Source organism: Acinetobacter sp. ACZLY 512, assembly GCF_023614015.1.
In the GTDB taxonomy this organism is placed as follows: Bacteria; Pseudomonadota; Gammaproteobacteria; order Pseudomonadales; family Moraxellaceae; genus Acinetobacter; species Acinetobacter soli.
In genome coordinates, this window is sequence record NZ_JAKIVI010000005.1 from 119,975 (window position 1) to 141,196 (window position 21,222).

At 44.7% G+C, this 21,222-nt stretch carries 22 protein-coding genes; 9 read left to right on the top strand and 13 right to left on the bottom strand.

The genetic code is table 11. The annotated features are described in order from the left end of the window. Positions 1 to 6 precede the first annotated feature (6 nt). The 4 genes from astD to L2096_RS07610 all read right to left on the bottom strand — a co-directional run bounded on the left by astD (position 7) and on the right by L2096_RS07610 (position 5,094). The gene (gene astD, locus L2096_RS07595; protein WP_250365177.1) at positions 7 to 1,476 is read right to left on the bottom strand and encodes a succinylglutamate-semialdehyde dehydrogenase; all 1,470 of its coding nucleotides are present in this window, start codon (positions 1,474 to 1,476) and stop codon (positions 7 to 9) included. After that, the gene (gene astA, locus L2096_RS07600; RefSeq protein WP_149930120.1) at positions 1,473 to 2,519 is read right to left on the bottom strand and encodes an arginine N-succinyltransferase; all 1,047 of its coding nucleotides are present in this window, start codon (positions 2,517 to 2,519) and stop codon (positions 1,473 to 1,475) included. Before astA ends, astD begins: the two co-directional genes overlap by 4 nt. Before the next feature lie 19 nt (positions 2,520 to 2,538). Beyond that, positions 2,539 to 3,744 (bottom strand): aspartate aminotransferase family protein, encoded by a 1,206-nt coding sequence (locus L2096_RS07605; RefSeq protein WP_004935099.1) that lies wholly within the window; start codon positions 3,742 to 3,744, stop codon positions 2,539 to 2,541. A gap of 75 nt (positions 3,745 to 3,819) precedes the next feature. Beyond that, complete coding sequence (locus tag L2096_RS07610; protein WP_171063738.1) at positions 3,820 to 5,094, bottom strand: Glu/Leu/Phe/Val family dehydrogenase; 1,275 nt, start codon at positions 5,092 to 5,094, stop codon at positions 3,820 to 3,822. Between the two features lie 227 nt (positions 5,095 to 5,321). Here L2096_RS07610 and L2096_RS07615 point away from each other — a divergent pair, with 227 nt between their 5' ends. Beyond that, on the top strand, positions 5,322 to 5,744 hold the full coding sequence (locus tag L2096_RS07615; RefSeq protein WP_250365178.1) for an Lrp/AsnC family transcriptional regulator: 423 nt from the start codon (positions 5,322 to 5,324) through the stop codon (positions 5,742 to 5,744). 160 nt (positions 5,745 to 5,904) lie between these two features. Here the strand turns inward: L2096_RS07615 and L2096_RS07620 are convergent, their stop codons facing one another. The 3 genes from L2096_RS07620 to L2096_RS07630 all read right to left on the bottom strand — a co-directional run bounded on the left by L2096_RS07620 (position 5,905) and on the right by L2096_RS07630 (position 7,688). Next, positions 5,905 to 6,096 carry an NF038215 family lipoprotein gene (locus L2096_RS07620; RefSeq protein WP_151746467.1) on the bottom strand — a complete coding sequence of 64 codons (192 nt, stop codon included), beginning with the start codon at positions 6,094 to 6,096 and terminating at the stop codon, positions 5,905 to 5,907. Positions 6,097 to 6,257: 161 nt separating this feature from the next. Next, a complete protein-coding gene (locus L2096_RS07625) occupies positions 6,258 to 6,839 on the bottom strand; it encodes a LysE family translocator (RefSeq protein WP_088459361.1) in 582 nt (193 codons plus the stop codon). Positions 6,840 to 6,923: 84 nt separating this feature from the next. Then, the gene (locus tag L2096_RS07630) at positions 6,924 to 7,688 is read right to left on the bottom strand and encodes a class I SAM-dependent methyltransferase (RefSeq protein WP_250365179.1); all 765 of its coding nucleotides are present in this window, start codon (positions 7,686 to 7,688) and stop codon (positions 6,924 to 6,926) included. Positions 7,689 to 7,872: 184 nt separating this feature from the next. On the opposite strand from L2096_RS07630, the gene L2096_RS07635 reads away from it, so the two are divergent. The 6 genes from L2096_RS07635 (at position 7,873) to L2096_RS07660 (ending at position 14,123) form a co-directional block, all read left to right on the top strand. Continuing rightward, a complete protein-coding gene (locus L2096_RS07635) occupies positions 7,873 to 8,442 on the top strand; it encodes a TetR/AcrR family transcriptional regulator (protein WP_250365180.1) in 570 nt (189 codons plus the stop codon). Further along, a complete protein-coding gene (locus L2096_RS07640; protein WP_004935073.1) occupies positions 8,435 to 10,096 on the top strand; it encodes an MFS transporter in 1,662 nt (553 codons plus the stop codon). The genes L2096_RS07635 and L2096_RS07640 overlap by 8 nt, the downstream gene beginning before the upstream one ends. Positions 10,097 to 10,111: 15 nt before the next feature. Further along, complete coding sequence (locus L2096_RS07645; protein ID WP_004935071.1) at positions 10,112 to 11,281, top strand: HlyD family secretion protein; 1,170 nt, start codon at positions 10,112 to 10,114, stop codon at positions 11,279 to 11,281. A gap of 81 nt (positions 11,282 to 11,362) precedes the next feature. Beyond that, positions 11,363 to 11,971 (top strand): HAD family hydrolase, encoded by a 609-nt coding sequence (locus tag L2096_RS07650; RefSeq protein ID WP_048763376.1) that lies wholly within the window; start codon positions 11,363 to 11,365, stop codon positions 11,969 to 11,971. Between the two features lie 3 nt (positions 11,972 to 11,974). After that, positions 11,975 to 12,847 (top strand): 1-aminocyclopropane-1-carboxylate deaminase/D-cysteine desulfhydrase, encoded by an 873-nt coding sequence (locus tag L2096_RS07655; RefSeq protein ID WP_004945603.1) that lies wholly within the window; start codon positions 11,975 to 11,977, stop codon positions 12,845 to 12,847. 79 nt (positions 12,848 to 12,926) lie between these two features. Continuing rightward, entirely contained in the window at positions 12,927 to 14,123 is a 1,197-nt protein-coding gene (locus L2096_RS07660) for a BaiN/RdsA family NAD(P)/FAD-dependent oxidoreductase (RefSeq protein WP_025094483.1), read from the top strand. On the opposite strand, the gene L2096_RS07665 is transcribed toward L2096_RS07660, so the two are convergent. From L2096_RS07665 to L2096_RS07675, 3 genes are all read right to left on the bottom strand, one after another. Further along, positions 14,120 to 14,320 (bottom strand): hypothetical protein, encoded by a 201-nt coding sequence (locus tag L2096_RS07665; protein WP_151746472.1) that lies wholly within the window; start codon positions 14,318 to 14,320, stop codon positions 14,120 to 14,122. The genes L2096_RS07660 and L2096_RS07665 overlap by 4 nt on opposite strands. 91 nt (positions 14,321 to 14,411) lie before the next feature. Beyond that, positions 14,412 to 16,085, bottom strand: a complete 1,674-nt coding sequence (locus L2096_RS07670) for a mechanosensitive ion channel (protein ID WP_004945594.1) — start codon at positions 16,083 to 16,085, stop codon at positions 14,412 to 14,414. A gap of 239 nt (positions 16,086 to 16,324) precedes the next feature. Continuing rightward, positions 16,325 to 16,561, bottom strand: coding sequence for a flagellar basal body-associated FliL family protein (locus L2096_RS07675; protein ID WP_004935055.1), 237 nt, complete (start codon positions 16,559 to 16,561; stop codon positions 16,325 to 16,327). 153 nt (positions 16,562 to 16,714) lie between these two features. On the opposite strand from L2096_RS07675, the gene L2096_RS07680 reads away from it, so the two are divergent. Beyond that, positions 16,715 to 17,137: a hypothetical protein gene (locus L2096_RS07680; RefSeq protein ID WP_119690076.1), complete on the top strand. Its 423-nt coding sequence runs from the start codon at positions 16,715 to 16,717 to the stop codon at positions 17,135 to 17,137. Between the two features lie 47 nt (positions 17,138 to 17,184). Here L2096_RS07680 and L2096_RS07685 read toward each other — a convergent pair whose 3' ends face one another. Next, on the bottom strand, positions 17,185 to 17,946 hold the full coding sequence (locus L2096_RS07685; RefSeq protein ID WP_250365181.1) for a ferredoxin--NADP reductase: 762 nt from the start codon (positions 17,944 to 17,946) through the stop codon (positions 17,185 to 17,187). Between the two features lie 86 nt (positions 17,947 to 18,032). Here L2096_RS07685 and gigC point away from each other — a divergent pair, with 86 nt between their 5' ends. Beyond that, a complete protein-coding gene (gene gigC, locus L2096_RS07690) occupies positions 18,033 to 18,926 on the top strand; it encodes a LysR family transcriptional regulator GigC (protein WP_250365182.1) in 894 nt (297 codons plus the stop codon). A gap of 53 nt (positions 18,927 to 18,979) precedes the next feature. On the opposite strand, the gene upp is transcribed toward gigC, so the two are convergent. Next, the gene (gene upp, locus L2096_RS07695; RefSeq protein WP_004935042.1) at positions 18,980 to 19,615 is read right to left on the bottom strand and encodes a uracil phosphoribosyltransferase; all 636 of its coding nucleotides are present in this window, start codon (positions 19,613 to 19,615) and stop codon (positions 18,980 to 18,982) included. Positions 19,616 to 19,723: 108 nt separating this feature from the next. Continuing rightward, positions 19,724 to 21,220, bottom strand: a complete 1,497-nt coding sequence (gene nuoN, locus L2096_RS07700) for an NADH-quinone oxidoreductase subunit NuoN (RefSeq protein ID WP_004935040.1) — start codon at positions 21,218 to 21,220, stop codon at positions 19,724 to 19,726. Positions 21,221 to 21,222 lie beyond the last annotated feature (2 nt).

Genomic DNA, 21,222 nt, shown 5'->3' on the forward strand with positions numbered 1-21,222 from the left:
TCCGTACTAGAGCACAATGCCCGGTGATAATTTCTCTGGTAATGTGAGCTGTTCACTTTCTAGCGATGCCATTGGCCATGCACTATAATCCGCCGCATAAAATGCGCTGGCACGATGGTTGCCCGAAGCCCCCACACCACCAAACGGTGCTGCACTTGAAGCGCCCGTTAACGGCTTATTCCAGTTCACAATACCGGCCCGCGCTTCAATCAGTACGCGCTCAAACAGTTCGCGAGAAGGTGAAACCAAACCTACCGCCAAGCCAAATCGTGTGGCATTGACAAGACTCAAGGCCTCATCAAACTGCTCATAACGATAAATACAGGTGAGCGGGCCAAAATATTCTTCATCTGGTATATCTGAAACCTGCGTGACGTCTAAAATACCCGCCGTTAATAGCGAACTGTGTTCATCTGGTCGGGTCATTTCAAGCAGTGGCTTGGCACCTAGCGCAATCAGTTTGGCTTGCGCTTTGAGCATCATGTCGGCAGCGGCAGATGAAATCACGCCACCCATAAACGGTTGTGGCTGTGCATCCCACGGCCCAATCACCAACTGCTTGGCCACCTGCACAAATCTGGCAATAAAGGCATCGCCTTGTGGTCCAGATTTGACCAAAATACGGCGCGCACAGGTGCAACGTTGCCCAGCAGAAACAAATGCAGACTGAATCGCCAGATTGACGACGGCATCCAGATCGACAGCGTCATCAATAATCAAGGCATTATTGCCGCCCATCTCAAGCGCCAGAATTTTTTCAGGTGCACCTGCCAGTTGCTTATGTAGCTGATAGCCTGTTGATGCACTACCGGTAAATAACAGCCCATCAATTTGCGTTGCTGCGGCAAGCGCCTCACCCGTGCTTCGTCCGCCTTGCACCAAATTAAGTACGCCCTGAGGCAAACCCGCTTCGTACCAAAGCTTAACCGTCTCTTCGGCAGTCCAAGGCGTGAGTTCACTTGGCTTAAACACAAGAGTGTTACCTGCAATTAAAGCTGGTACAATATGCCCATTGGGTAAATGGCCCGGAAAATTATAGGGACCAAATACCGCCAAAACACCATGTGGCTTATGGCGTAACGATGCAACACCGTCCGGCATTTGAGTTTGGGTAAATCCGGTGCGTTGATGATATGCACGAACTGAAATAGCCACTTTTGCAATCATCGACTGGACTTCGGTGAGCGTTTCCCAGCGCGGTTTACTGGTCTCACGGCTAATCACCTCTGCCAGATGCTGTTTATTTTGCTCAAGTAATGCTGCAAAACGTTCAATTATTTCAATGCGGGCTTCTAGACCTAAACGTGCCCATGCTGGAAAGGCCTCACGTGCCGCCAGACATGCTGTTTCAACCTCTTGGGCAGTTGCTTCATATCCGCGCCAGATTAACTCGTTACTGATCGGGTCAGTTTTGGTCATCACTGCACCAGATCCTTGTCGCCATGTTCCATTGATGGCAAGTGCGCCTGTTGTCATTGTTGATTCTCCATTTGATCTAATACTAAAACACGAACCTGATCCTGCTCGGTCACGTGAAGAGCTGCTGCCTGTTCTGGGGTCAGACAAATACTGTGCTCATCGGTTAGTGCGACCTTAAGCAGTAAAACCCGATAATGGTGATAATCGTCGTTGGCGACCAAATAGCATCGCTCTGAAACCGAAACGTGATCTGAAATCACAACGCTTACGTAGCGGCTGTCTTTCACTGCACGTAAATCTGAAGTATTCGCTTCAAGCGTTGGCCCTGCATCAAAAATATCAACATAACCTTGATACTGTAGACCTTCGGTCATCAACACCTTTGCTGCGGGTAAGGTATGCGGATGCACCTGAGCAATCACGTGACGTGCTGCTTCGGGTAATAACGCCACATAAACCGGAAAGCGTGGCATCAACTCAGCAATAAAGACTTTTTGCCCCACCCCACTTAAATAGTCTGCTGTGGCAAAATCCATATGAAAAAAATGCGATCCCAAGGCATCCCAAAACGGAGAGTGTCCATTTTGATCGGAATAACCGCGCATCTCTGCAATCAGTTTTTCTTTAAACAGTGAGCGAAATGCGGCAATAAACAAGAACCGAACCTTGGAAAGAAATTTGCCATTTTGATTTTTACGATAATCTGGATCGAGAAATAAGGTACACAGCTCACTACAGCCGGTATAATCATTGCTCATAAACAACGTGTCGAGCGCGGTATATACATTAAGCTCTTTTGAAGCATGTACCTGTTTGGCAACGCGAAAATTATAAAACGGCTCATTGAGGCCAACCGCGACCTCAATTGCGCTTACCCCAACAATTTTTCCAAGCGCAGTATCTTCAAGTACAAATAAATAGCTGGCCTCGTAGGCTTCAGCTAAACCATCGAGTGTCCGCGTGGTACGGTCAATGCGAGCCGCCAGAATTTCTTTATTTTGTGGCAGTGAGGTCAGGCCAATACCTGACTCTCCTGCCCGCCCTGCCAACCGAAAAATATCATCTAAGTCTCGGTGTGCAGCATGTCTCACAATCATCATGATCAGATTCGCTTTTGACTTAAAGACGAGCTAATGCGCGTGCAAAACGATTTAAACCTTCATCGATATCTTCAAATGGAATAATCAGCGACGGCGCAAATCGAACCACGTCCATACCCGCCACCAAAGCCAACAGACCTTCTTCGCCCGCTAAGGTCACGATATTTTTGGCTTTGCCTGCATATTCGTCTTTGAGTACACAGCCTAAAAGCAGACCTTCACCACGGATCTGTTTAAAGAGTCCCAACTTTTCATTGATGGTGTTAAGCCCAGCAACAAAATGTTGATGACGGTCTTTGACGCCTTGCAGTACCTCAGGCGTGTTGACAAACCCATAGACTGCACTGGCCACCGCAGCGCCCAAAGGATTACCGCCATAGGTTGTGCCATGATCACCGACCACAAACATATTGGCAAAATGATCGGTGGTGAGCATCGCGCCAATTGGGAATCCACCTCCCAATGCTTTTGCCGTGGTCAGGATATCAGGCGTAACACCTGTATTCATGTAGGCATAAAGCGAGCCAGTACGTCCAACACCAGTTTGTACTTCATCAAAAATTAAGACCGCGCCAAACTGATCGCATAGCTCACGTAGCCCCTGCAAAAATTCACGTGTTGCTGGCACTACACCGCCCTCACCTTGGATAGGTTCAACAATCACCGCACAGGTATGTTCATTAATCAGCGCTTTGGCAGCGTCTAAGTCATTAAAAGCTGTGTGCTGAATACCTTCTGGAAGTGGCGCGAAATCTTGCGAATATTTTGGCTGACCGCCTGCGGTCACGGTAAATAAGGTACGACCATGAAAGGCATTTTTAAAAGCCACAATCTGGTTTTTATGCGCCTGACCGCTCATCATGCCGACTTTACGTGCCAGCTTTAGTGCCGCTTCGTTGGCCTCTGCACCTGAGTTGCAAAAGAAGACCTTATCGGCAAAGGTACTTTCGACCAATTGACGTGCCAAATTTAGCACTGGTTCGTTGGTATAACCGTTGCCCACATGCCAAAGTTTTTGAGCCTGTTCGGTCAGTGCGTTCACCGCAACAGGATGCGCATGCCCCAGTGCATTAACCGCAATACCACCTGCAAAATCGATATATTCTTTTTCGTTTTGATCCCAAAGACGCGAGCCTTCACCACGAACCAAAATGAAATTTGCAGGGGCAAATACTGGCACCATCCAGTCATTAAAATTACTACGGGTGATTGCGAGATTACTCATTATGTTCACTTCCTGTTTTTTAGTCGGGCTTGGCCTGATGCTCAAGCCCCGAGTCATCACGATGTATTGCGCTATTTAGCCTGGGAAAATGCCACGTTCCTTACGTGCTTTTAAAATACGCTCGCAGGCCAAAATGTAAGCTGCTGTACGCAGGCTGCACCCTTTTTGAGTAGCAGTATTCCAAACATCGGCTGTGGCCTGAATCATGAGCTTGTCCAGACGCTGATTAATTTCGTCTTCACTCCAGAAGTAGCTCGACAAGTCTTGTACCCATTCGAAATAACTCACGGTCACACCGCCAGCATTACAGATAACATCGGGTACCACGGTGATCCCACGGCGAACAAATACATCATCTGCTTCTGGATACGTTGGGCCGTTAGCACCTTCAAGCACCAGTTTGGCTTTGAGCTGCTCTGCACGCTCTACTGTAATCTGACCTTCTAATGCGGCAGGAATCAGAATATCCATATCCACTGTCCAGAAAGCTTCATCATCAATTACAGTCGCGCCGGCAAACCCCATTACGCCGCCGTGTTCAGTCACATGCTTTTGTAACTCTTTCACGTTTAAACCTTCGGCATTGTAAATGGTGCCCGTATGGTCTTGTACACACACAATTTTGGCCTGTGCATGGCTAAATAAATATGCGGCTTCATTGCCAACATTACCAAAGCCCTGCACCGCAACCTTACTGCCTGCAATTGGCAATTGAATTCGCTCAGCAACCTGCATTCCGGTTATAAACACACCACGCCCTGTCGCACGGACACGACCCAGTGATCCACCTAAATGCACCGGCTTGCCTGTCACCACACCGGTTACGGTATGACCTTTGATGCTCGAATAGGTGTCCATCATCCAGCCCATAATGTCGGCATTGGTGCCGACATCCGGTGCAGGAATATCAATTTGAGGCCCAATAATTGGACTAATTTCACTGGTAAAACGGCGTGTCAGGCGTTCAAGCTCACGTGGTGACAGCTCTTTCGGGTTGACTCGAATGCCACCTTTGGCACCACCAAAAGGCAAATTCACCACCGCAGTTTTAATGGTCATCCACGCAGAAAGCGCCATCACTTCATTCAGTTCGACATCTTGGTGATAGCGAATCCCGCCTTTACCTGGCCCACGCGATAAATTGTGTTGAACACGATATCCTTCAAAATGGCGAATCGAGCCGTCATCCATCACAATTGGAACATCGACAATCAAAGTCCGCTTTGGACTTTTTAAGGTGTTAACAAAATTGCTTAAATCCGCATCCAAATATGGTGCCACGCGATCGATTTGCGTGAGATAGGTTTGCCATGCACCATTGGTTTGATCTGCATATGATAAAGACATCACGGTTTCCTTAATTGACTTTGTTCCTGTTGGCTCACGTATCGTCATCTAGGTCATCGAAGATAACGTAGCCACGCCTCTTTAAATCATCTATACAGCTTTTGACTGCGTCTCAGATGATCTGGCGTTTTGTGTATGCACTATTATTCACAATCAAATTGACACAGAAAATTTGTCTTAATGACTAAAATGAATTATTTTTTATCAAATTGATTATAGTCATTAGCAAAATGAATAATATTGACCAAATGATTTTAGGCTTACTTAAAGACAATGCCCGAATGTCGATTACCGAACTGGCGGCCAAAACACGCGTCTCGAGAGCTACGGTACAAAAGCGAATTGAATACATGGAAACCACCGGAATTATTGCGGGCTATACGGTGCGTTTTCGTCCAGATGTTGAAAATAATATTATTCGGGCGTGGGCCAATATCATGGTGGAAGGCACCAAGGCACAGTCGGTGATTCGTGAATTACGCCTAGAAACAGCGGTTGAACGCCTGCACACCACCAATGGTAAATGGGATCTTTTGGTCGAATTAAAATCTGATTCACTGGAAAGCTTTGATAAAGCGCTGGAAAGAATTCGAAATATTTCAGGAATTTACAACAGTGAAACCAGTATTTTGCTTTCGACGTATAAAACTTGAGTCAATGAGCAAAAACTGGATAGCATGGTATATGTGCGTTTAAGTCGCCAATATTAACTGGTCAGAAGTCACCATAAGTTTAAACTTATGGTGCTTTCATAATTGATCAGTTTAATGTTAAAAAGGCTTTCAATCCTGCATAACTGAAAGCCCGATAGTCTTATTCACGTTGCACAGCGCTTTGATTTAGAGCAAGTTCTTGAGATAGTTTATAGTCTTTTTCATAGACGGGCATACCCGCTATGCTCATGGCACGCTCAGCTTTTGGCGGGCGCATATTGTCTTTCATATTACAGGCTGTGAGTCCAAAGAGCAGCACAGCACCTACAACGACAGCGGATAATTTTTCCATTATATCCTCCATTGTCTTTGTTATTTTATTCAGATTAGCATGTTTAAAACAAAGTGGAATGTTTTATCTATTTCAATTTATAACCAACATATTTTTGAATCGTAATTGATACAAAAAAAGCGCGAATCTATCGCGCTTGATCTCATAAAAATTTAAACTTATTAGCGGCTTGAGAACAACATTTTGAGCCCGAGTAGGGTCACAATACCGCCAGTCACACGGTCGATCAGGGTTTTGGCCTTGATGTATAGTGTACGTGGTTTTTCCGAAGACAATAACAATGCAACTAGAGAATACCAGCCGGCATCGATGACAAAACAAATCACAGGCAAAGCAACGTAATAATAACTAGGGATGTCTTTTGGCAATAAAGCAGTAAAAACACTGGCCAGCACCACCGCAATTTTTGGATTACTTAACTGCGTTAATAAACCATAACGATAGGCACTTGAATAGGTCATTTTAGAGACTACAGCACTTTGTGTATCCATTGGCTGTTTGGCATGCTTTAAAATTTTGTATGCCATCCAAAGTAGATATAACCCGCCCCCGATTTTCAATACCAGATAGGCAGATGGAACTGCCAACAAAACCGCCTGTAGGCCAATCACGGCCAAAAATCCAAAAATTGCTGCGCCCGTCCCCGTGCCTAAGGCCGTAAATAATCCATGCTTACGCGATTTTGCAATTGAGTTCTGAGCTACATAAATAAAGCTCGGGCCAGGACTCATGGCACCCAACATCAATGCAGCAGCAATCGAAAAAAGTGGTATTAAGCTATCCAAGACCGGAGACTCTATAAAAATCAGGCGCGTATTTTAGCAGATTTATTTGATTTTGCTGAGTACCAAATACACCACAGGGCTGACAAAAGAACCATCATTTTGTATTTGATAGTAATTTTTGATTTGGTCTGTGGTGTGCTGCTGTAAATAGCGAAGCGATTCAACTGCATGTAGAGGCGTTTGCATACGTTCTACCCAGCTTCTGAACTCAAGTGGAAGCTGTTGTTGATCTACAGTCTCAATAGCAAATCCGGCATTTTCGGCAAAATTTATCCACTCGCCTAAGCTGTAATTTCGTACATGACTCGGATCTCGCAAGGTTTCCATGCTTTGAAAAAATGTATCGAGTAAAAGCGATGCATGGCCTAAAATATCAACGAATACTGCTTTGCCATGGGGTTTAAGTACCCGCCAAACTTCATTTAAGGCCTGAGGTACACTTTGCCAGTGATGTGCCGAATAGCGACTGACCACCGCATCAAAACGTTCTGATTCAAACGGAAGCTTTTCTGCCGGCCCTTGCTGTCCATTTACCTGAAATAACTGGCGTTGTTGTGCCTCATGAAGCACGGTTGTGACCATTTCATCGCTTAAATCATAGGCCGTTATTTCATCGACATAGGGTGCAAGCTGATAAGTAACATGCCCACCGCCACAGCCCAAATCCAAAACAGTTTTCAATCTATTCTGCTGGATCAATGCTTGCATTTTTTTAAACTCATCACCTTGTGCATGTACTGCACTACTTAAATAAGCATTTGATTTATTTTGATATTGCTGCTGATTTATGTCATGTCTTGTGGTCATTTCTTTACGCTTCATTAAGAGATAACCTGACTATACGGGGATTAAAACAAAATAAATAATCATGAATTATTTAATTATAGATAACTAAAAGTAATCAATTATTACAAAACTTATTCAAACAAGTGCTGTTAGTACGGACAAAAATGTCCGTAAAATAGTTTCATCCCCTTTCCTTGGTCGTGCCATGAGTAAACACGTGAAACGCGCCGCTCAAAATCGCGAAGATTTGCTCGAGGCCGCAATCGAGATGTTTAAACTGCATGGCATGATGGTGCCGTTGCAGGTCATCATCGATCATGCTCATGTCGGACGCGCTACGTTTTACCGAAATTTTGCAGACCGCAAAGCGCTGATTTATGCCTTGTTGGAACAGGCCTTGCAGGCACTTGAACATCGAGCCAAACCCTATTATGAATCACCCGATGGTTTGATTTTGCTCATTCAAAGTCATGTATTTCACCTTAATCAATTGTCTGTGCTGATGGAATACTGGCGAGTACTGGACTATTCCGACCCCACAGTACAACAGCTGATTACCCAGCATAAAATGATTATCCAGCCCCTAATTGATCGTGCGGTTGCACAGCAGTTATGCCGATCAGATTTTAGTTTTGAAGATTATCGCAGCATTATTACCATGCTATCTTCTTGTTTTCGCGGACACGATCAAAGCGAACAAGTTCGTTTGGCCAGCCGTGTAATCGAATTATTGCTCAATGGCATCATCGTCAAACACGAGGTGCAACATGGCTGAGACACCACGTTATCTCGAAACGCCACCGGACTGGACCGATGAAGAACGCCCGGTCATTCCTGGTTCACCGCCCTCAATTGCGCATCCTACACATAAACGGTATTTGTATTTTATTATCGGGACGTTTATTGCGCTGACCGCAGGCTTGAGTAATGGTTTTATCACTGCCAACTTACCACAGCTACAAGGTGAATATGGCCTGACACCTGTCGAATCGGCATGGCTACCAGCGGCCTATGTGATGGCCAATGTCAGCTCCAATCTCATCTTGTTTAAAGCCAGACAACAATATGGGCTGAGACTGTTTACCGAAATCGGTTTGTTGGCGTTTATTGCGGTGATGATTTTGCATATTTTTGTGCAGAACTATCACATGGCTATTTTTGTGCGTTTTATTAGCGGGATGGTGGCAGCGCCGCTAAGTTCGCTTGGCATGTATTACATCATGCAAGGCTTTAGTAATGCACATCGGCTCAAAGGCTTATATATCGGATTTGGCTTTGGGCAACTTGGCGTACCACTGGCGTGGATTATTTCACCCGCTTTGGTGACAGTAAACAACTGGACGGTGCTTTATACCTTTGAACTTGGACTGGCTGTGTGCTGTTATGCCATGGTGGTGTCGCTTAAATTACCGCGTAGTTTGCGAATAGCCGTATTTGAACGCCAAGACATTTATACTTTTTTACTGCTTGCGCCCGGATTTGCCTGTCTTTGCGCTGTTCTCACCCAAGGGCCTTTGTTGTGGTGGTTTGATTCGCCTTGGCTGGCCTATGTACTTATGAGTGGTTTTATACTGCTGGTACTGGGTTTTTATTACGAGCATCATCGTACCAATCCATTATTAATGACTCGCTGGCTGGGCACAGCGGGGGTTTTACGTTTTATTTTTGGTGCTTTTGCACTGCGTTTTTTACTCTCAGAACAAAGTTATGCAGCAGTCAACTTTTTGAAAACTGTCGGAATGGGTCCAGATCAATTTGTGGGCCTGTACACGATTATCTTTTTCGGAATGTTGGCAGGTGTTGTATTTAGTGCAGTGACATTTTCCAGAGAACGTACGATTTTGCATCTGGTTTTGGCTTCATTTTTAATTTTGGTGGCCAGCAAACTCGATGCACATCTCACCAGCGATATTCGCCCCCAAAACTTTTTTCACAGTCAGTTTCTAATTGCCTTTGCCAATGGCTTATTTATCGGGCCGTTGCTGCTGGTTGGCTTTGGGCGCGCCTTAAAAGAAGGCCCGAGCCATGTAGTCACGTTTATTGTGCTGTTTTCAGCGACACAAAATTTTGGGGGATTGGTTGGATCTTCATTTTATAACACCTATCAAAAGCATCAGACACAAATTTATCAGATGGACATTAATCGAAATCTGACACAAACCGATCCCATTGTGGCACAGCGCCTGAGTCAGTATCAGGCTAAATTTACCCCCTCGATTACCGACCCAACGCTTGATCAGCTTCAGGCCGTCAAAACGCTGTCACAAACCGCAAATCGTGAAGCGCAGGTGCGTGCTTACAATGATGTGATTAATTTTAATAGTATTGTGGCTATCGTGCTGTTTTTATGGGGCGTGTGTAATATTTTATGGGGCAAATACTTGGCTTACCGAGAGCGAATCGCGGCTCAACGTTCATCTTCATTTTGAATTCCGAGACTATTTATGAGTGACGAGCAAAAACCAAATTCATCTGATTCATCTGCATCGGGCGAGTCTCATCCACCGCCCGCTAATGCCGAACAGAATTCGGGGGCTTCGCCTTCTCCGCTGAAACAAGTCCCCAGCGTAGGAAAGCTGATTCCAACCAAAAAATCGACTTTGATTCTCATGTTTTTCGTTTTACTGGTTGGGATTGGTTTGATCATGTGGGCATGGCAAATTGGGCCGTTTCAAACCGCTTTACAACAGACCGATAACAGTTATGTGAAGGGTAAAACCACCGTATTGTCTTCTCAAATCAATGGCTACATTAAAACGGTACTGGTTAAAGATTTTGATACGGTCAAAAAAGGTCAGCCCCTGATTTATATCGATGCGACCACGTACGCCCAAAAAGTGACACAGGCACAATCGGCTGTCGAACAGGCACAAAACAATCTGGCCAACCAGACTCAAACCATTGCCCAGCGGCAGGCCGATATTGTAGCAGCTCAGGCTCAGGTCGATCAGGCTCAGGCCCAGTATCAACTGTCTGTCGATCAGTTAAAACGCTATCAACAACTTGGCGACAGCGGCGCAGTCTCACGCTCTGAACGCGATCAAGTTGCGGCAACTGCAAAGAATGATCTGGCTGCACTCAAAAAAGCACAAGCCAACGTCAAAGTCGCCGAAGAAGCATTAAAAACAGCACAAGTGGCCCAAGTGGGTTTACAGGCTCAAGTCACCAATGCTCAGGCACAGCTAGATCAAGCCAAAACCACTCAAAACTATAGCATCATTAGCGCACCAATGAATGGTCAGTTAGGTGAAGTCACGCCACGTGTTGGACAATATGTTGCAGCAGGCTCTCAGTTGTTGTATCTGATTCCACAACAAACTTGGGTAATTGCCAACTTTAAAGAAACACAGATCGCGAAAATGCGGATTGGCCAAAAGGCAACCTTTACTGTCGATGCACTCGATCATCAAAAATTTACGGGGCATGTCGAACAGATTTCACCGGCTGCCGGCTCAGAGTTTAGTGTACTCAAAGCAGATAATGCCACAGGTAACTTTACCAAAGTGGTTCAGCGCATTTCGGTAAGGATTGCCATCGATCCGAATCAGGATGGCCTTGCCCGTTTACGCCCCGGCATGTCGGTCATTACATCGGTTGATACCTCAACACCATGAGGATCAACCACGTTGGTGATTTCACCCTATTTCTGGGTTAAACTCGCTTGCCCAACAATAAAATAAAACCAAAGGCCTGATTTGAATAACATTGCTTTTTTTGATTTTGACGGCACCATTACCTCGACCGATTCTTATACCCCTTTTATTTTTCAAACCATTCCGGCATCCAGAATGAAGAAAGGAAAGTTTTTACTTGCTCCTTACATTCTGGGTTATCGCTTAAATTTGATTCGCGGTACGGTACTACGCTCAAAAATTTTCAAGCTGGGCTTTGCAGGGCTTGATGCAAACGAACTTCAGCAAAAAGGACTCAGCTTTAGCCAAAGCTATTTGCCACAGATTATCCGTCCACAGGCATTAGAGCGTATTCAGTGGCATTTGGCACAAGGTGATCGTGTCGTGGTGGTGTCTGCATCTATGGATGTCTATCTAAAACCGTGGTGTGCACAATATGGCCTTGATCTGCTTTGCAGTGAAGTCGATGCCATCGATGGCAAGATTACGGGAATTTATAAAAACGGCGACTGTAGCCGTGAAGTCAAAAAGCAACGTATCTTGGACAATTATGATTTAAGCCTTTATGCTGCGATTTATGCTTATGGTGATACCATTGAAGATCATGAGATGCTGTCATTGGCCACACATGCCTTTTATCGCTGGCAACCCGTCCACCCCAATTCACTTTAATTTATGTTTGATGCTTTGGCCCAACAGATTCCCTATCACACGCTCATTGACACCGCTGCTGTACGGCTCGATGTAAAACGGCTTGATCTGATCCATCCACAAATCTCGGGCAACAAATTTTATAAGCTCAAGTACAATCTGATCGAAGCTCAGAAACGTGGCTGTGCGCGTATTTTGACCTTTGGCGGGGCATTTTCCAATCATATTGCCGCCACAGCCTACGCTGCGCATCGCTTTAATTTTCAGAGTATCGGCATCATACGGGGGGAAGAGCTTGCTGATCGTCCACTCAATCCTACGTTAAGCACTGCACAGGCTTTGGGTATGCAGCTTGAGTTTATCTCACGTGCGCAATATCGTCAGAAGGATCAGCCGGAATTTATTCAGGCCTTGATGCAGCACTATCCAAATACCTATATTGTGCCTGAAGGCGGCACCAATGCACTGGCAATTCAAGGCAGTAAAGAAATATTAAGCAATTTCGATCGAGAACAGTACGATTTAATTTGTTGCGCTGTCGGAACAGGCGGTACATTGAGTGGATTAATTGAATCAAGTGCTGAATCTCAGCAGCTTCTGGGGTTTTCAGCATTAAAAGGTACTTTTTTATCTGAACAGATTCGCGGGTTGACTCAAAAGACCAACTGGAAAATTACAGATGATTATTGTTTTGGTGGATATGCCAAAAGCTCGCCACGTTTATTAAACTTTATGGCGAGTTTTGAAGAACGTTATCAGATTCCACTCGAACCGATTTATACCGCCAAAATGTTATACGGCTTGTTTGATCTGATTGAACAACAGGCCTTTGCTCAAGGTATACGCATACTGGCCTTGCACACAGGGGGGCTACAAGGGCGTTTATCTGCAAAGTAGCGAACATAGGCATCTAGTTCTGACATCTGCATCAGAATCTTTTATAATCGCCCCCTTTGTTTTGGCTAGGTAGTTTCAAATGTCGTTTCAGTATGATGTGATCGTTCTGGGTGCAGGCGCATCAGGCCTGATGCTGGCCTCACATGCGGCCAAGCGTGGTCGTTCGGTGCTGATTCTTGAAAAAGCCAATAAAGTCGGCAAAAAAATTCTGATGTCGGGCGGTGGCAAATGTAACTTTACCAACTTATATGTCGAACCCGAGCATTTTATTTCTCATAATCCCCATTTTGTCATTTCTGCACTGAGCCGCTATACCAACTGGGATTTTATTGGCTTGGTGTGTGATTACGGCATTGCCTACGAAGAACGCAAACACGGACAGCTCTTTACCTTAAAAGGTGCAAAAGAGATTTTAAATATGCTGCTTTCGGAGTGTGAGAAAGCGGGCGGTGTCGAGATTCAAACCGACAGTGAAGTCAAGGCTGTAACCAAGCAAGAAAATGGTCGCTTTCAGGTTCGTACCCCACACGCCAGTTATACGGCAGAGTCTGTAGTGGTAGCCTCTGGGGGGCTTTCGATTCCGACACTAGGCGGTTCGGGCTTTGGATACGAGCTCGCCAAGCAATTTGGTCATCACGTTTATCCAACCCGAGCAGGATTGGTGCCCTTTACCTTTTCAGATCAATTTAAAGAGGTCACAACACGTTTAAGTGGTAATGCACTGGATGTGACGCTCTCTAACACTCAAAATAGCTTTAATGAAGCGCTATTGTTTACACATCGCGGATTAAGCGGGCCCAGCGCATTACAACTCTCTAACTACTGGAACAGTGGCGAAGCATTTCAAATCGATTTCTTTCCAAGTCATGAGTTACTGGCGTATTTCAAAGCGAAAAAACAGCAACAGCCGAAAGTCTTGTTACGCACCTTACTGAGCGAACTGGCCGCCAAAAGCATTGTGCTGGAACTACAACAATTAATCTGGCCAGCACATGCTGAAACCGCAATCGGACAACTCAGTGATGCCTTGCTTGAAGAGATTTGCAAACAGTTGCATGCATTCGCTGTCAAACCATCTGGAACCGAAGGCTACCGAACAGCGGAAGTCACTTTAGGTGGTGTCGATACCACTGAAGTTTCATCGAAAACCATGCAAAGCAAACGCGAGCCAGGCCTGTTTTTTGTTGGAGAAGTGCTTGATGTTACCGGTCATTTGGGCGGTTATAACTTCCAGTGGGCTTGGGCCTCTGCAGTTGCGGCAGCAGAATTTGTCTAGCGCTCAGTTGAGGTTTGATCTTCTGAGGAAGTTGTCGATGGTTTGATTTCAATCGATTCATTAGGCGATTTATTCGGGCGTGGTTGTTTTGACGCACTCGATTTAGAAAAAATAAACTTATAGGCACTGGCCAAAAATCCAACCGTAATACCGGCAATCACAATAGGCGCTAAAAAACGATTTGGTTGCTTTTGCATACGATTCTCCTGTCGTTTGATAGTGAAATAAAATACATAAAAGATTAGCCACTCAAACTAGAGTGGCTAATCTTATTGAAAAAATCAAAGTTTATTTAGGTTGGTCGTCGGATTGTCCCGGTAAAGAGATATCGTCACCCTCACCTTTTGAACCATAAGGATTGTTCAGTGGCGTATTGTTCGGATCCACCTCAAAGTTGGTTGGTACGCTATGATCTGAATGTGACGTCACATCTGGCGACGCAAAAGTGGTCTTTTCACGCGCGGTTTGTGCAACAGGATTTGGATCATTACCCTCTGCCTTGACTTTATCGATTAAATCCGTCAGTACACGTTCTGCAGGCTGACGGCCACCTAAACCAAAAGCCAATGCAAAAGCGACGGCTACAGCACCGAGTGTGAGTCCAAAGGCCAGATTGACAATTGAATCGGCAATGCCCATAGCACGAAGTCCCATGGCCAAAACCAGTCCCATAATCAATACACGAACCAAATTACCCAACCAGCGCGAACTGTTGTATTCGCCACGCTGTACCACATTGGCCACAATATTGGCTAACCAGAAACCGATCACCAAAATTACGGCACCAAGCAAGATATTTGCGCCAAAGGCAATAAACATCGCGATCAGATTACTGATCTGCTCAAATCCAAGTCGGTTTGCAGCTTCAGATACGGCAAACAACATGGTAAAAAAGACAATCAGCACAGCAACTACATGTGAAACTTTGGTGCTACCCAAGAAGCGCTGTAAATCAAACTTGGCCGGAATGTCATCAACACCTGTACCCGCCAGAATATCCTGTACCAAATTGGCAATAAAACGCGACACCACATAGGCAATAATCAGGATTAAACCTGCTGCAATGATGTTTGGAATGGCATACATGATTTCGTTCAGCATTGAGGTTGCAGGCTGAGAAATCGTTTCAATTCCAAGGGCTTCAAACGCTACAATTAACGCCGTGATCATGACCAGCGCGAAAACAAAAGACCCGAGTACACGGCCCAAATTGCTTTGCTTAAACAGACCAATTTTCTGTGCCTGTTGCTGAAGTCCGATACTGTTGACCAGTCCCTCGACAATACCGCGTACAATTTTTGCCAAGATGTAACCTACAAATACGATCACACCAGCAATGAAAATATTCGGTAAATAGCCAACGGCATCATTGAGCATGTTTTGTACAGGTAGCAAAAGCCCTGTCAATCCAAGAATAGACAGCACGATTGGTAAAAAGAGCAACAAAATCAGCCAGTAAACAATATCGGCGATATTTTCACTCAACGGGCGCACACCTACTTCAGAACTGAGTTTTTCATCGAGTTGCGTTCTTGCAAGTACATTGGAAAAACCAGCACGAACCAAACGTGCAATAATCCAACCCACCAAGGCCACAACCGCAGCAGCAATCAAGTTAGGAACAAATACCAGCACTTGTGTGATCATGGCACTAAACGGACCACTCACGCTGTAGATGTTGAGGACATTGAGTGCAGCAATCAGTGCAATCGTCAGTACAAACCAAAACACAAATTTTGAGACGATGCGTTCGAAGTCTGGCGTTTTTCCAGTTGCAGAGGACAAACGATGGTTGGTGCCCAAGGCACTAAGTAATTTTTTAACTCCAGCGGCGATCACCAGTGCCAAAATCCAACCAATAATAAACACCACAACGGCTGCTACAATCGGTTGGAAAATGTCCCAGTAATACATCAGATCATAATGAGCACGATTCGGCTCATTTCCAAAGAAATTATTCATGTTGTAGGTATCCTCTTTTTATCTTTTATTGGCTTAGCAATTTATGATTTAACGATAGAGTGAACATCAAAATATCTCTGATTATAAAAATATTGTGATATTTATCACTTTATTTTGTGTGCATTTTTTATTCAATTGTTCTCATAAGAATTACAACAAAATCACTGCAAAACATTGCAAGAAAGGCTCTTGTTCAATCATGAAAAGAGCCTCTCTTACTCAGAATAATGACGAATTCGCTATGACTGCTTAGAATCTGGCGTTGGATTATTCGGCGTAGCAGGCTGCGCATTCGGATTTGGATGATCTGGCGGTGCATCTGCTGCATCTGGCTGATGATCAGCCACCATATAGGCAATTAATGCCACTAGGAAAATCCCCACAACTATAAGAATATAAACAGGCAGCTTACGTTTACGTTCAGTTTCTTCTGGTGATGAAGCATGTGAAGATGGTTTGCTATAATCGTGTTTCATATTTTCACCCTCTTATTTTTTATATCCTTTACCATCATAACAAGCACTTATGTAGCGTTGTGTGAAAAAGCATTGTAGCAACGTGTTCTTTGTTTCATCGTTGTACTAAAAAATAGGCTATACTATGCGATCGATTTTTTTGTTTAAACAGTTATGTCGTACCGTCAGCAAAATGTAACGCTTGATCTTGACACTGACGTCACCCACCAGTGTACATTGCATCACACGCGCGATGAACACCTTATTGGTATAATTGAATTTAGCAAACCGAGCTTTTCGATAAAATGGGGAGATCTGGAATATTTTCGTCGCAGAACTGAAGAATTTTCTGTGATGCCGTTTCCCGATTGCATCAATGCCATGATCATTGATATTCGTAATGTCAACGCTTTTTTAGACAACGAAGTACCGATTATTCCATGGCGCCTGCTTGAAGAAGAATGTCCGATTCGTCTGATCGTGCCTCACGAACGTCTTGCGCATTATATCGGGGTATTTGAACCCACCTGGATCAATACCGATCTAGACAGTGCAATTAGCGAACTGCGCGAGTTTATGGATATGTTTGTGCACTGAGTGCGCAAACCGCTATACTTAATGTATGGCATGCTGTATTTCACTGATTACCAGTAGTTTTCCACGGCAATATTCCCTTCTCCGCGTCGGTTCATGGTCAAGCCACGGCGCTTCAAGGCTTCTTTGGTGTCGTCTACCATCTGTGGATTACCACAGAGCATTACATGGCTGCTTGTAGCATTTAATTGCTGACCGACGGCAGCTTCTAGCTCACCGTTTTCAATCAGGATCGGCAGTCGATCATGTAACTGGGCATGTGGATCACGGGTGATGATTGGCACAAATTTAAAGCCGTTATGTCCCTCGCCAAAACTTGAGGCAATTTCTTCAATCCGCTTCACGTACGCCAGTTCAGAAGCCGTTCTTACGCTATAAACCAAGTAAATCTGCTGATAATTTTCCCACGTGGCAAAATCTTGCAACATCGAAATAAATGGAGCTAAACCTGTTCCAGTTGCCAAAAGCCATAAATCTTGTGGCAGCGGCAGTTGATAGCGTGCCAAGGTTAAAAAACCATATGGGATTTTTTCTAGATACAGTTCGTCACCCACCTGCAAATGTTGCAAGTTTGAGGTAAAAGCGCCATCTGGTACTACAATTGAAAAAAACTCGAGTGTTTCATCGTATGGCGAGGACACAATCGAATAAGCACGCACCACCAGATCATCTTTTACTTTTAAGCCAATTCGTGCAAACTGCCCTGCTGCGAACTTAAAATGCGCAGGACGTGTTAGGGTAAAACTAAACAAGGTTGGGGTCCAACGATGTACCGACAACACTTTTTCTACGCTAAATTTTTCAATTGACATAATTTCAACGTGGCACGAAATGGTGTGCTCATGTTAGCATGACACGTCAATTTTTTAATACTTTTTAAAGAGTAAGGCTTCATTCCATGCGCATGACATTACGTCAGTTGGCTGTTTTTGTGGCAGTCGCTCAAGAGGGAACGGTCACCAAGGCCAGTGATGCAGTCCGACTCACCCAAAGTGCAGCCAGTATGGCGCTGGCCGATCTGGAAGATGGTCTGGGCGCACCATTGTTTGATCGTTTGGGCAAACGCCTGCAGCTGAATGATCTTGGCCGCTTCTTATTGCCTCAAGCACTTGAAATTTTAGGGCGCTGTGAAGCATTTGAACAAGCGGCCAAAGGTGAATTACAAAGTATTGATCTGCGTTTGGGTTCGACCCTGACCATCAGTGATTACCTGATTCCCGATCTAATGGCAGACTTTTTACAGATCCATCCGCAAGCGCATTTGCAGCTACAAGTAGGCAATACTCGTCAAATGATTGAAGCCGTCAATCAATTCCAGCTTGATCTGGCACTGATTGAAGGTTCGTGTCATTTACCACAGCTACAGTGTATTCACTGGCTCAACGATGAACTTGCCGTATGCTGCTCGCCAGAGCATCCGCTGGCTCAGCTCAATCGTACACTCACCCCAGAAGACTTTTTAAACGTGGAGTGGATTTTGCGCGAAGAAGGATCTGGTACGCGTGAAGTGTTTGATAATGCGATCTTGCAAGATGTACCTGATGCCAATATTCGTCTGACACTCGGACATAACGAAGCCATTTTAAAAATTGTCGCCGGTGGTCTGGGTATGTCGTGTATTTCCAAACTGGCAATACAACCGCTCATTGAAAAAGGTCAGTTGGTGATTCTAAAAACACCATTTTGGGAGCTTACCCGCCCGCTGCATCTTTTAGTACATCGTCAAAAGTATCAGGGGCCTGGGCTGAAGGCATTTATGAATTTTTGTGAAAATCGAGTCAATGATATTTAAATCATTCTTATCATCAAGAAATAAAAAAAGCCACGAGAACGTGGCTTTTTTTATTAATCTTTTTGGACACTACCAAAAATCTTATCTCCGGCATCGCCTAAGCCCGGTACAATGTAGCCGTGCTCATTGAGTCCGTCATCAATTGAAGCGGTATAAATCTCAACTTCTGGATGTTTGTCCTGAACCTTTTTAATTCCTTCAGGCGCGGCCACCAACACCATCACACGGATATCTTTACAACCGCTGGCTTTAAGCACATCAATCGCCGCAATCAAAGAGCTACCGGTCGCCAACATCGGATCGATAATCATGGCAATACGGTTAGCAACATCAGGTACCAGTTTTTTGTAATAGGTACGTGCTTCAAGCGTTTGTTCATCACGCTCTAGCCCTAATACACTCACTTTGGCACTTGGAATCAGATTGAGTACGCCATCGAGCATACCAATGCCTGCACGCAAAATTGGCACGATGGTGATTTTCTTGCCTGCAATACGCTGTGTTGCAACTTTACCTGCCCAGCCATCAATTTCATGATCAACCAACAGTAAGTCCTGTGTTGCTTCATAGGTCAGCAACATCGTGACTTCTTGCGCTAATTCACGAAAATTTTTAGTACTAATATCCGCACGACGCAACAAACCAAGTTTATGACGGATTAAAGGATGGCGGATTTCTTTAATGGGCACGAGAGACACCTAAAACTACACTAAACTCCGGGTATTATAGTGGGTTTTAAGCATGAAATATAAAAAAAGCCTCCAAAAATGGAGGCTCTTTTTGTTAAAAACCCATCATTACTGATGATTTGCTAACACAAAGTGCAATGGTGAAAGAATTTCACCCTCAAGTGCCAGCTTGATGATTGGATCTGGATAGATACCAATGATCAACACCAATGCAGCCGCAGCAAGCACCATGATTCCACCAACTTTTTGCCCCCAGTGCTTATCGGCATCGATACGAGGAACGTCTGGCGGTGTCATATACATGACGATCATGACACGCAAGTAGTAGTACAAACCAATACCACTACCTACAATAATCATGGCAGCCAAGAACCAATGCTGGGTCGTAACGGCAGCCATAACGACCAAGAACTTCCCGATAAAACCAGCAGTCAATGGAATACCAGCCAAAGATAGCATCATGACGGTTAAGGTGGCAGTCAATACCGGACGACGCCAGAACAAACCACGATAATCGGCCAAGCTCTCTGCTTCATCGATATTGTTATACGGGCTTGACATCAATGCCACGGCACCGAACGCACCAATCGTGGTGAGTACATAAGTAATGATATAAACCGTTACACTGCCTAAGCTTGCATAGGTCATACTTACCAAAGCAATCAGTAAATAACCAAAATGTGCAATCGAAGAATATGCAAGTACACGTTTTAAGTTAACTTGACGTACAGCCAGCAAGTTACCAATCACAATCGACAATACCGCCAAAATGGTAATGATCGTCACGATGGAGTCGATTAGAATCGCGCCAGAAGTCAGCATATAGCGAACAAACAGACCCACTGTCGCTACTTTGGCAGCCGTCGCAAGGAACGTTACCAATGGTGCTGGTGCACCTGAGTAGACATCTGGTGTCCACTTGTGAAAAGGTGCAAGTGACAGCTTGAATGCAACAGCAAAAATGATCAGGCCAAGACCCAAGATCACCATTGGCTGTTTGATCGCTTCAAACAATGCTTGTACTGAATCGTAAAATGCCAGTGAACCCGTATAGGCATAAATGTAAGCCATACCCATCAATAACATGGCAGATGCAGTCGCAGACAGTACCAAATACTTGATACCCGCCTCCAATGAACGGCTACGCTGATAGGTGTAGGCCAGCAAGCCGTACATCGGAATTGACATTAACTCAAGACTGATAAAGAACGACGCATAATGCGCGCTCGCCACCATGAGCATGGCACCCGACACTGAAATAAGCAGCAATAAATACAGCTCTTCACGATTGTCTTTGTAGCTTTCAATATACGCATGCGACAAGGTACAGCACGCCAATGAGGCAACAACAATCAAAAGTTGATAGAGCAATGTAAATGGATCAACCATAAACATGCCCATGATGTTAGACGGAACAAATTGTCCGCCAAACATAGTCAAAAGAATATAAGCCGCTGTTAAATTTAAGCCTACGACTGAGGTGGTCGCGATGAGATTATGATTACGTTTGATCGAAATCAGAATCATCACCACCACTGCAGTGAGAACCACAATCAGGACAGGAGCTAAAGGCATGAGCTGAGAAAACGACATTGTGAAGTTCATGG

What these genes read in the sequence shown, in the direction of transcription:
- astA (WP_149930120.1), bottom strand. Translation starts at nt 2,519, where the DNA reads ATGATGATTGTGAGACATGCTGCACACCGAGACTTAGATGATATTTTT.
- nuoN (WP_004935040.1), bottom strand. Translation starts at nt 21,220, where the DNA reads ATGAACTTCACAATGTCGTTTTCTCAGCTCATGCCTTTAGCTCCTGTC.
- L2096_RS07660 (WP_025094483.1), top strand. Translation starts at nt 12,927, where the DNA reads ATGTCGTTTCAGTATGATGTGATCGTTCTGGGTGCAGGCGCATCAGGC.
- L2096_RS07630 (WP_250365179.1), bottom strand. Translation starts at nt 7,688, where the DNA reads ATGACCACAAGACATGACATAAATCAGCAGCAATATCAAAATAAATCA.
- L2096_RS07680 (WP_119690076.1), top strand. Translation starts at nt 16,715, where the DNA reads ATGTCGTACCGTCAGCAAAATGTAACGCTTGATCTTGACACTGACGTC.
- L2096_RS07615 (WP_250365178.1), top strand. Translation starts at nt 5,322, where the DNA reads ATGAATAATATTGACCAAATGATTTTAGGCTTACTTAAAGACAATGCC.
- gigC (WP_250365182.1), top strand. Translation starts at nt 18,033, where the DNA reads ATGCGCATGACATTACGTCAGTTGGCTGTTTTTGTGGCAGTCGCTCAA.
- L2096_RS07635 (WP_250365180.1), top strand. Translation starts at nt 7,873, where the DNA reads ATGAGTAAACACGTGAAACGCGCCGCTCAAAATCGCGAAGATTTGCTC.
- L2096_RS07640 (WP_004935073.1), top strand. Translation starts at nt 8,435, where the DNA reads ATGGCTGAGACACCACGTTATCTCGAAACGCCACCGGACTGGACCGAT.
- L2096_RS07685 (WP_250365181.1), bottom strand. Translation starts at nt 17,946, where the DNA reads ATGTCAATTGAAAAATTTAGCGTAGAAAAAGTGTTGTCGGTACATCGT.
- L2096_RS07665 (WP_151746472.1), bottom strand. Translation starts at nt 14,320, where the DNA reads ATGCAAAAGCAACCAAATCGTTTTTTAGCGCCTATTGTGATTGCCGGT.
- L2096_RS07645 (WP_004935071.1), top strand. Translation starts at nt 10,112, where the DNA reads ATGAGTGACGAGCAAAAACCAAATTCATCTGATTCATCTGCATCGGGC.
- L2096_RS07670 (WP_004945594.1), bottom strand. Translation starts at nt 16,085, where the DNA reads ATGAATAATTTCTTTGGAAATGAGCCGAATCGTGCTCATTATGATCTG.
- L2096_RS07605 (WP_004935099.1), bottom strand. Translation starts at nt 3,744, where the DNA reads ATGAGTAATCTCGCAATCACCCGTAGTAATTTTAATGACTGGATGGTG.
- L2096_RS07625 (WP_088459361.1), bottom strand. Translation starts at nt 6,839, where the DNA reads ATGTTGGGTGCCATGAGTCCTGGCCCGAGCTTTATTTATGTAGCTCAG.
- L2096_RS07675 (WP_004935055.1), bottom strand. Translation starts at nt 16,561, where the DNA reads ATGAAACACGATTATAGCAAACCATCTTCACATGCTTCATCACCAGAA.
- astD (WP_250365177.1), bottom strand. Translation starts at nt 1,476, where the DNA reads ATGACAACAGGCGCACTTGCCATCAATGGAACATGGCGACAAGGATCT.
- L2096_RS07655 (WP_004945603.1), top strand. Translation starts at nt 11,975, where the DNA reads ATGTTTGATGCTTTGGCCCAACAGATTCCCTATCACACGCTCATTGAC.
- L2096_RS07620 (WP_151746467.1), bottom strand. Translation starts at nt 6,096, where the DNA reads ATGGAAAAATTATCCGCTGTCGTTGTAGGTGCTGTGCTGCTCTTTGGA.